Annotated in this window: 9 protein-coding genes; 1 reads left to right on the top strand and 8 read right to left on the bottom strand. The window is 68.4% G+C overall.

Going from position 1 to position 8,479, the window contains the following annotated elements:
* From VF665_RS04245 to VF665_RS04280, 8 genes are all read right to left on the bottom strand, one after another.
* Nucleotides 1-550, bottom strand: a 550-nt coding sequence (locus tag VF665_RS04245; RefSeq protein ID WP_331052166.1) for a complex I subunit 1 family protein, incomplete at its 3' end; no start/stop codon positions are given.
* Between the two features lie 123 nt (nt 551-673).
* Entirely contained in the window at nt 674-2,290 is a 1,617-nt protein-coding gene (locus tag VF665_RS04250; protein WP_331052167.1) for a 2Fe-2S iron-sulfur cluster-binding protein, read from the bottom strand.
* A gap of 35 nt (nt 2,291-2,325) precedes the next feature.
* The gene (gene nuoF, locus VF665_RS04255) at nt 2,326-3,624 is read right to left on the bottom strand and encodes an NADH-quinone oxidoreductase subunit NuoF (protein WP_331052168.1); all 1,299 of its coding nucleotides are present in this window, start codon (nt 3,622-3,624) and stop codon (nt 2,326-2,328) included.
* 102 nt (nt 3,625-3,726) lie between these two features.
* The gene (locus VF665_RS04260; protein ID WP_331052169.1) at nt 3,727-4,416 is read right to left on the bottom strand and encodes an NAD(P)H-dependent oxidoreductase subunit E; all 690 of its coding nucleotides are present in this window, start codon (nt 4,414-4,416) and stop codon (nt 3,727-3,729) included.
* Nucleotides 4,413-5,702, bottom strand: coding sequence for an NADH dehydrogenase (quinone) subunit D (gene nuoD / locus VF665_RS04265; protein WP_331052170.1), 1,290 nt, complete (start codon nt 5,700-5,702; stop codon nt 4,413-4,415). The genes VF665_RS04260 and nuoD overlap by 4 nt, the downstream gene beginning before the upstream one ends.
* Complete coding sequence (locus VF665_RS04270; RefSeq protein ID WP_331052171.1) at nt 5,702-6,415, bottom strand: NADH-quinone oxidoreductase subunit C; 714 nt, start codon at nt 6,413-6,415, stop codon at nt 5,702-5,704. The genes nuoD and VF665_RS04270 overlap by 1 nt, the downstream gene beginning before the upstream one ends.
* Before the next feature lie 93 nt (nt 6,416-6,508).
* Nucleotides 6,509-7,114: an NADH-quinone oxidoreductase subunit NuoB gene (locus VF665_RS04275; protein WP_349263097.1), complete on the bottom strand. Its 606-nt coding sequence runs from the start codon at nt 7,112-7,114 to the stop codon at nt 6,509-6,511.
* Nucleotides 7,115-7,254: 140 nt separating this feature from the next.
* Entirely contained in the window at nt 7,255-7,611 is a 357-nt protein-coding gene (locus VF665_RS04280; protein ID WP_331052173.1) for an NADH-quinone oxidoreductase subunit A, read from the bottom strand.
* Between the two features lie 244 nt (nt 7,612-7,855).
* Here VF665_RS04280 and dcd point away from each other — a divergent pair, with 244 nt between their 5' ends.
* Nucleotides 7,856-8,413 (top strand): dCTP deaminase, encoded by a 558-nt coding sequence (gene dcd, locus VF665_RS04285; RefSeq protein WP_331052174.1) that lies wholly within the window; start codon nt 7,856-7,858, stop codon nt 8,411-8,413.
* The last annotated feature ends 66 nt before the right edge of the window (nt 8,414-8,479 follow it).

The following is an 8,479-nucleotide window of genomic DNA, read 5'->3' on the forward strand; positions in this document are numbered from 1 at the left end:
CGGACATCAGCGCCAGCCCCAGCGCGATCTCGTACGAGATCATCTGCGCGCCGGCGCGCAGGCCGCCCAGCAGCGCGTATTTGTTGCTGCTGGCCCACCCCGCCATCACGATGCCGTACACGCCCAGCGAGCTGAACGCCATCAGAAACAGCACGCCCACCGGCACGTCGGCGATCACCATCGGCACCACCGAGCCGAAGATGGGGAGCGGCGCCGCGAACGGGATCACGGCGAAGGTCACCATCGCCGGGATGATGGACAGCATGGGCGCCAGGGTGAAGAACACCCCGTTCGCTTCCGCCGGGTTGGTTTCTTCCTTGAGGATGTTCTTGATGCCGTCGGCGATGGGCTGGCCGAAGCCGCCCGGCCCCACGCGGTTGGGACCGATGCGGTCCTGCATCCACGCGCTCACCTTGCGCTCCATGAGCGTGAGCATGGCCACGGTCACCAGCACCACCACGAAGACCAGCAGCACCTTGAGGACGGACGACACGACAAAGAACGTGTCGCTCGCCGGTTCCAGGCCCGCCAGAATCTGTCCTGCTTGCATTCGCGTCCGGTCCGGAAAAGGAAAGTGCTCAGAAGAACAGTGCTCAGGGCCCAGTGCCCAGTGCCCGGTCCGGCGTGCCCCGCTGGGCACTGGGCACTCCGGCACCTGGCACTGTTTTCTACTTCAGTCCCCCGTCTCCTGCAGCTCGCGCACGCCGGGGAGCGGGGCGCCCTGCGCGCCCAGGTCCGCCCAGCTCAGCGCGCCGAACTCGGGGCGCACGGTGCCCAGCCCGGCGAACGCGTCGGCCGCCGTCCCCGGCGCGCCCGACTCGCTGATGCCGGCCAGCAGCACGCCCAGGATCTGCCACGACGGACGCGCCATTCCCGGCGCGCGCAGCGCGGGCCAGAAGCGCTGCACCCGGCGCTGGACGTTGGTAAACGTCCCTTCCATCTCCGCGAACGTGGTGGCCGGGAGGATGAAGTGGGCGTTGCGCGCCGCGGGGCCCAGGTGCTGCCCCACGTACACGAACAGCGAGGCGTTCGCGCCAAAGTCCGCCGGCGCGTCGGCCAGCTCGTCGCCCAGGACGAAGAGGACGCCGGTGTGCGCGTCCAGCTGCTCCAGCCCACCCTTGCCGTCCGCCCCGCCCGTGCGCGCGAAGCCGAACAGCTCGACGCCCACGGGGTTCGCGGCACGGTCGCGGCGCAGCGCCAGCTCCGGAAAGCCCGGGAGCGCCACTTCCTCGCCCTGCTCGCAGCGGAACACCCCGCCGCCCCCGCCGACGGCCTCCATCACCCGGCGCAGCGCGCCGATCCCCTCATTGCTTTCGAACGGAGACACCACCGCGGCCGCGCCGCCCGTGGCGCCGCGCAGGGCGTCGGCCAGCCGGGTGAGCGTGTCGGCCCAGGAGAGGGGCGTGTGCCGGCCCGAGGCGTCCCGCACCAGCGGCGCCTCGATGCGGTCCACGCGGTTCATCCACGAGTAGTTCAGCCGGCCGAAGTCGCACATCCAGTGCGCGTTCACTTCGGGGTTGGGGCGCGGCTTCAGGCGCATCACCTGGTTGTCGCGCGTTTCCAGCCGCACGTTGCACCCCATGCTGCAGTTGGGGCACACCGACGGCGTGCGGTCCAGGTCCCAGGCGCGCGCCTTGTGCAGGAAGTCCTTGCTCACCAGCGCGCCCACGGGGCACAGGTCCACGACGTTGTCGGCCCAGATGTTCCCCGTGAGCCCTTCGTCGTAGAAGGTGTCGATCACCATGCGGTGGCCGCGCTGCACCGTCGTGAGCCGCTCGTCCTGCGCCACCTCGCGCATGAAGCGCACGCAGCGGGTGCACATGACGCAGCGGTCGGCGTAGAACAGCACGTCGCCGCCAAAGTCGTCGCGGCCCAGCACGCGCTTGGGCTCCTTGCTGCGCCCCATGGCGGGCCCTTCGGCCGCCACGTAGTCCTGCAGCTTGCACTCGCCGGCCTGGTCGCACACCGGGCAGTCCAGCGGGTGGTTCACCAGGTAGAACTCCAGCACGCCCTCGCGGGCCTTGAGGGCGTTCTCGCTCTGGGTGTGCACCACCATGCCGTCCGCCACCGTGCCTACGCACGAGGCCACCAGCTTGGGCGACTTTTCCACCTCCACCAGGCACATGCGGCACTGGGCGGGGGCCGAAAGCCCCGGGTGGTAGCAGTAGTGGGAGATGCTCACGCCCGCCTGGGCGCACGCATCCAGCAGCCGGGTGCCCTTGGGCACCGACAGGGTCATTCCGTCGATGGTGACGGAAACGTTCTCGGGCGTCGGAACGGGTTCGGCCATGTGCCGTTATCCCTCGTGGTCAGCGGTGGCCGGCATCAGCGGACGCCGGCCCCGGCGAGCTGCCCGGCGCTCATGAGCGCCAGGTAGTCGTCGCGGAACTTCTGGATGGACGACACGATCGGCGCGGCCGCGGCGTCGGAAAGCACGCAGATGGTCTTGCCCGACATGTTGTCGGAGATCTGCAGCAGGGTGTCGAGGTCTTCGGGGGCGCCGCGCCCGTTCTCAATGCGGCGCAGGATCTTGGCGCTCCACGCCGTGCCTTCGCGGCAGGGCGTGCACTGCCCGCAGCTCTCGTGGGCGTAGAAGTCCACCATGCGCCGCACCTGCTTGACCACGTTCACGCCCTCGTCCATGACGATGACGGAGCCGCAGCCCAGCATGGTGCCCGCGGCGGCCATGGACTCATAGTCCATGCCGATGTCCAGCTCGTCAGCCTTGAGGATGGGCACCGACGAGCCGCCGGGGATCACCGCCTTGACCGGCTTGCCGGTGGGGGTGCCGCCGCAGACGTCGTAGATGAACTCCTTGAAGTTGAAGCCCAGCGGCATCTCGTAGTTGCCCGGGCGCTTCACGTGGCCGCTCACGCAGAACAGCTTGGTGCCGACGGACTTTTCCGTCCCGTACTGCTTGTACCACTCGGCGCCGTTCAGCACCACCTGCGCGGCGGCGATCAGCGACTCCACGTTGTTCACCGCCGTGGGATAGCGGAACGCGCCCGCGATGGCGGGAAACGGCGGCTTTACGCGGGGCTCGCCGCGGCGGCCCTCCAGCGAGTTGAGCAGCCCCGTCTCCTCACCGCAGATGTAGGCGCCCGCGCCGATGTGCAGCGTGAGGTCCAGGTTGATGCCGGACCCCAGGATGTTCTTGCCGATGTAGCCGGCGGCGTACGCCTCTTCAATGGCGCGCGCCATGATCTGCGCCGCCTCGAAGAACTCGCCGCGGATGTAGATGTAGGCGTGCTCGGCGTTGATGGCGTGCGCGCCGATCAGGCACCCCTCCACCAGGGCGTGGGGCGTCCACCGCATGAGCTCGCGGTCCTTGAACGTCCCCGGCTCGCTCTCGTCGGCGTTGCAGACCAGAAAGTGCGGCTTGCCCGGCTCCTTCTTGGGCATGAAGCTCCACTTCATCCCCGTGGGGAAGCCGGCGCCGCCGCGGCCGCGCAGCCCCGAGTTCTTGACCTCGGTTACGATGTCGGCGGGGGACATGCCCAGCGCCTTGCGCAGCGCCTGGTAGCCGCCGCGCTCCACCCAGCCCTTGAGCGTCCGGGCTTCCGGATCGCCGAAGTGCCTGGACAGGAGCTGCACCTCGGACGGGTGCCTGTACGGATATGCCATATCGAAAGAAGGTGCCCAGTGCTCAGTGCCAAGTGCCCGGTCCCAGCGCCGAATGTCCGCGCCCCTCTGGGCACTGGGCACTCGGAACTGGGCACTGCCGTTCTACACCAGCCGCTCCAGGATCGCGGGGACGTTTTCCGGCCGCACGTTCTCGAAGTAGCGCTCGTTGATCTGCACCGCGGTGGGAAAGCCGCACGCGCCCAGGCACTCCACCTCGATCACCGTCCACAGCCCGTTGGCCGACGTTTCGCCCAGGTCCGTGCCCGTGTGCTTCAGAAAGCTTTCCAGCACGGCGTCGCCGCCGCACAGGTTGCACGAGATGTTGGTGCACACCTGGATCAGGTACTTCCCCACCGGGGCCAGGTTGTACATGGTGTAGAACGTGGCCACGCCCCGCACGTACGCCGGCGGAAGCTGCAGCCGCTCGGCCACCTCGTCCTGCGTCTGCGGGCTCAGAAAGCCGCGCAGCTCGTGCGCCAGGTGCAGCGCGGGAAGCAGCGCCGCCTGCCGGTCGGGGTAGCGGCTCAGCACCTTCTCCAGCCGCTCCTCGTACGGGCCCGTGAACAGGGGCGCCTCGGGGTGGCTGGTGGCCACCTGGTACGGAAGCGTGCCGGCCACGCTGGCGTGGCCGCCGTCGGCCGGGCGCTGGCCCACGTACGCGCTGCCGCGCACGTCGGCCTCGGACAGGTTCGCGAACTCCCCCGTGTCGCCGGCGAAGCCGGGCACTCGCAGCGCCTCGGGCCACGACGTCGGGTCGTACTCGCTGCCGGAGCGGATCGGCTCGGCGCTCATCGGTCGATCTCCCCCAGCACGATGTCGAGCGACGCGTTCACCGCGATCACGTCGGAGAGCAGCGCCCCCTCGATCATGTGCGGAAGCGCGGCGATGTTGATGAAGCTGGGGCCGCGCACGCGCCACCGGACGGGCTTGCTGCCGCCGTCCGACACCACGTACATCCCCAGCTCGCCCTTGGACGACTCCACCGAGAACCACGACTCGCCCACCGGGGCGCGAACGCCCTCCATCACCACCTTGAAGTGGTGGATCATGGACTCCATGTCGTTCATGGCCGCCGTCTTGGGCGGCAGAATGACGCGGGGGTCGTCCACGTTGATGGGCCCGCCCGGCAGCCGCTGAATGGCCTGGCGAAGGATGCGCACGCTCTGGCGCATCTCCTCCATGCGGCAGAGGTAGCGGTCGTAGATGTCGCCGTGCTCGCCCACCGGGACGTCGAAGTCGTACGTCTCGTAGTCGTAGTACGGACGGTCGCGCCGCACGTCGTAGCTCACGCCGGACGCGCGCAGGTTGGGGCCGCTGAGGCCGAAGTTGATGGCGTCCTCGGCGCTGATGGTGCCCACGTCCTGCGTGCGGCCGATCCAGATGGCGTTGTTGGTGAGCAGCGTGTCGACCTCGTCCAGCACCGGAAGGAAGCCGGTAAGGAACTGGTCCAGCTGGTCCACCCACCCCGCCGGCAGGTCGGCCATCATCCCGCCGATGCGCGTGCTGCTGGTGGTGATGCGCGCGCCCGTGAGGTTCTCGTGCAGGTCGTAGATTTTTTCGCGCTGCTGGAACGTGTACAGGAAGACCGTGAAGGCGCCCAGGTCGATCCCCGTGGTTCCCAGCCAGAGCAGGTGGCTGAAGATGCGGTCCAGCTCCATGCACATCACCCGCACCACCTTGCAGCGCTCGGTGACGGTGATGCCCATCATCTTTTCCACCGCCATGGCGTAGGCGCAGTTGTAGATCAGCGGCGCCAGGTAGTCCATGCGGTCGGTGAGCGGAACCACCTGGTTCCAGTCCCGGTACTCGCCCAGCTTTTCGAACGACGAATGCAGGTAGCCGATGTGCGGAATGCAGCGGACGACGGTTTCGCCGTCCAGCTCCAGCACCAGGCGCAGCACGCCGTGGGTGGCGGGGTGCTGCGGGCCGATGTTGATGAGCATGTGCTCGCCCGACACGTCCTCGTGCACTTCGCGGGCTTCGCCCTGCACGGGAACCACGGGCGCGTGCACCAGGCTTCCCCCGGACGCGAGCTCGGGGTTGCGGGTGACGTTGTAGACGACTCTGCGCAGCGCCATCAGCCCGCTCCCCCCATTCCGCCGAACTGGTTCTGCTCCGTCTGGTCGGAGTTGAACGGATCGGGCATGGTCTGGCCCAGCGCCTGGGCCATCTCCAGCTCCTGCGGCGAGTAGTGGTCCTCGGTCTTCATGGACAGGGCGCGGCGGGTCTGCTCGGCGCGGCTGAAGCGGCCGCGCAGGGGAAAGTCCTTCCGCAGCGGGTGCCCTTCGGCGTAGTTGTACGGCATCAGGATGCGGCGCAGGTCCGGGTGGCCCCGGAACACGACGCCGAACATGTCGTACACCTCGCGCTCCAGCCAGTCGGCCGCGCGCCACAGGAAGTACACGGTGTCCATCTCCAGCGCGTCCAGGGGCAGCTCCACCTTGACGCGCAGGTTCAGCCGGGTGGCGGTGCCCCACAGCTGGTACACGACCTGAAGGGACCGCCCGCCGCCGTAGTCCACGGCCGTGAGGTCCTGCAGAAAGTCGTACCGCTGGGCGTCGCGCAGCCAGGTGAGGATCTCCAGGCTGCGCTCCGCGGGCACGTACACGATGTGCTCGTCGCCGGCCACCAGCTCGTGCCGCAGCACCGCCTCGCCGAACTCCTCGCGAAGGGCGTCCACGGAGGGGTGCGGCGGCAGGTCGCCCGCCTGGGGCGGCGCGCCGGGGGCCTCGGACTCGGAGGGGCGGGGGCCCTGGTCCAGCCCCTCGAGCCCCTTCTTGAAGTCGCTCATATCAGACAGAGAAGTGCCCAGTGCTCAGTGCGCAGTGCCCAGCACAGAGGCCCGTCCGGGCACCGGGCACTGGGAACCGGGCACTGCCGTTTTTCATGGCCGCCGGTCCGAGACGCGCACCACCGCGCCCGTGCTGACGAGTCCGCTGCTGCGGTTCTGGTTGGTGCTGTTGCCAAAGGGCAGCGTCACCCGGTCCAGCACCTCGCGCGGCAGGTAGCTCCCCGTTTCCGGAAGCTGGTCCACCGCGTTCCACTCGTCGTCGGACGTGGCGGCGCTGTTCCGGATCTTTTCCTGAATCAGCAGTATGCCGTACATCAGCGACTCGGGGCGCGGCGGGCACCCCGGCACGTACACGTCCACGGGAATGATGGTGTCGATCCCCTGCACCATGCTGTACACGTCAAAGACGCCGCCCGTGCTGGCGCAGGCGCCCATGCTGATGGCCCACTTGGGGCTCGGCATCTGCTCCCAGATGCGCTTGAGCACCGGCGCCATCTTGTAGCTCACGCGGCCGGCGCAGATCAGCAGGTCGGCCTGCCGCGGGCTGAAGCTCATGCGCTCCATGCCGAAGCGGGCCAGGTCGTACCGCGTGGCGGCGGTCGCCATCATCTCGATGGCGCAGCACGCGGTGCCAAAGGGCATGGGCCACAGCGAGTTGATGCGGGCCCAGTTCACGACGGCGTCCAGGCGGGTGGTCATGAACCCCGGCTGGCCGTCGAAGATGTTGTTCTGCTGCAGGGTGGCCGGCTGCACCGCGCCGGGCAGGCCCTGATGAACGGCGAGGCCCTCCGCGTTGCGCGGCTGGCCTTCCTGCGGATCCATGCTGCCGGAGGGAGAGTTCAGTCCCATTCCAGCGCTCCTTTCTTCCATTCGTAGATCAGCCCCACGGTGAGGATGAAGATGAAGATCATCGCCACCGCGAAGCCCTCCCAGCCCAGCGCCCGCATGCTCACGGCCCACGGGAGCAGGAACACGGTTTCCACGTCGAACACGATGAACAGGATCGCCACGACGTAGAACTTGACCGAGAACCGCTCGCGCGTGCCGCCGAGCGGGTTCATTCCGCTCTCGTACGGAGCCGACTTGGCCTTGGTCGCCTTGCCCGGACTGAGCACCGACGACAGCACCACCATCCCGATTGCCTGCGCGACCGACAGGAACAGGAGGATCAGTACGGGAAGGTACGGGCGAAGCATGGCGTCGGGCCGGTCCTTGAAACAGGAGTTTGTGAAAAGCTTCACTTGTGCGGAGCCGCGCCAAGATACTGCGCGGTTCCAGCCGGGTCAAGCGAACGGGGGAGGGCGAAAAACGGGCCTTGCCGCCCCACCGGGGGGTGCGTAGGTTGCCGCCTGTTCCCGTCCCCGCCGCCCGGCCTGTTTACCCCGCCCGCGAGGCGCGGTTCGGGCGAACCGCCCGCCTTTCACGTTCCGTTCCGCACGCATGAGCATTCGGTCCGACCGGTGGATCCGGAAGATGGCCCGCGAGCACGGCATGATCGAGCCGTACGAGGACGCCCAGGTGCGCGAGGGCACCATCAGCTACGGCGTGTCCAGCTACGGCTACGACATGCGGGTGGCGGACGAGTTCAAGATCTTTACCAACGTCAACAACGCCATCGTCGACCCCAAGGCGTTTGATGACAAGAGCTTCGTGAACTTCACGGGCGACGTGTGCATCGTGCCGCCCAACTCGTTCGCGCTGGCCCGCTCGGTGGAGTACTTCCGCATTCCGCGCAACGTCATCACGCTGTGCGTGGGCAAGTCCACGTACGCGCGGTGCGGCATCATCACCAACGTGACCCCGTTCGAGCCGGAGTGGGAGGGGTACGTGACGCTGGAAATCAGCAACACCACCCCGCTGCCGGCGCGCATCTACGCCAACGAGGGGATCGCGCAGGTGATCTTCTTTGAGGGCGACCCCGAGGGGCCCGAGGTGAGCTACAAGGACCGCAAGGGCAAGTACCAGGGGCAGGTGGGCGTCACCGTCCCCCGCCTGTAGCGGCGCTTTTTGGGCCGCGCGCCGCGGCGGTCCGGCGCCCGCGTCCGCGGAACGGCCCGGGCCATG

Origin of the sequence: Longimicrobium sp. (assembly GCF_036387355.1) — a bacterium.
Lineage (GTDB): Bacteria > Gemmatimonadota > Gemmatimonadetes > Longimicrobiales > Longimicrobiaceae > Longimicrobium.

Excerpts from the sequence above, each read along its gene's own strand:
- dcd (WP_331052174.1), top strand. The coding sequence starts at position 7,856 with ATGAGCATTCGGTCCGACCGGTGGATCCGGAAGATGGCCCGCGAGCAC.
- nuoF (WP_331052168.1), bottom strand. The coding sequence starts at position 3,624 with ATGGCATATCCGTACAGGCACCCGTCCGAGGTGCAGCTCCTGTCCAGG.
- VF665_RS04270 (WP_331052171.1), bottom strand. The coding sequence starts at position 6,415 with ATGAGCGACTTCAAGAAGGGGCTCGAGGGGCTGGACCAGGGCCCCCGC.
- VF665_RS04280 (WP_331052173.1), bottom strand. The coding sequence starts at position 7,611 with ATGCTTCGCCCGTACCTTCCCGTACTGATCCTCCTGTTCCTGTCGGTC.
- VF665_RS04250 (WP_331052167.1), bottom strand. The coding sequence starts at position 2,290 with ATGGCCGAACCCGTTCCGACGCCCGAGAACGTTTCCGTCACCATCGAC.
- VF665_RS04260 (WP_331052169.1), bottom strand. The coding sequence starts at position 4,416 with ATGAGCGCCGAGCCGATCCGCTCCGGCAGCGAGTACGACCCGACGTCG.
- nuoD (WP_331052170.1), bottom strand. The coding sequence starts at position 5,702 with ATGGCGCTGCGCAGAGTCGTCTACAACGTCACCCGCAACCCCGAGCTC.
- VF665_RS04275 (WP_349263097.1), bottom strand. The coding sequence starts at position 7,114 with ATGACCACCCGCCTGGACGCCGTCGTGAACTGGGCCCGCATCAACTCG.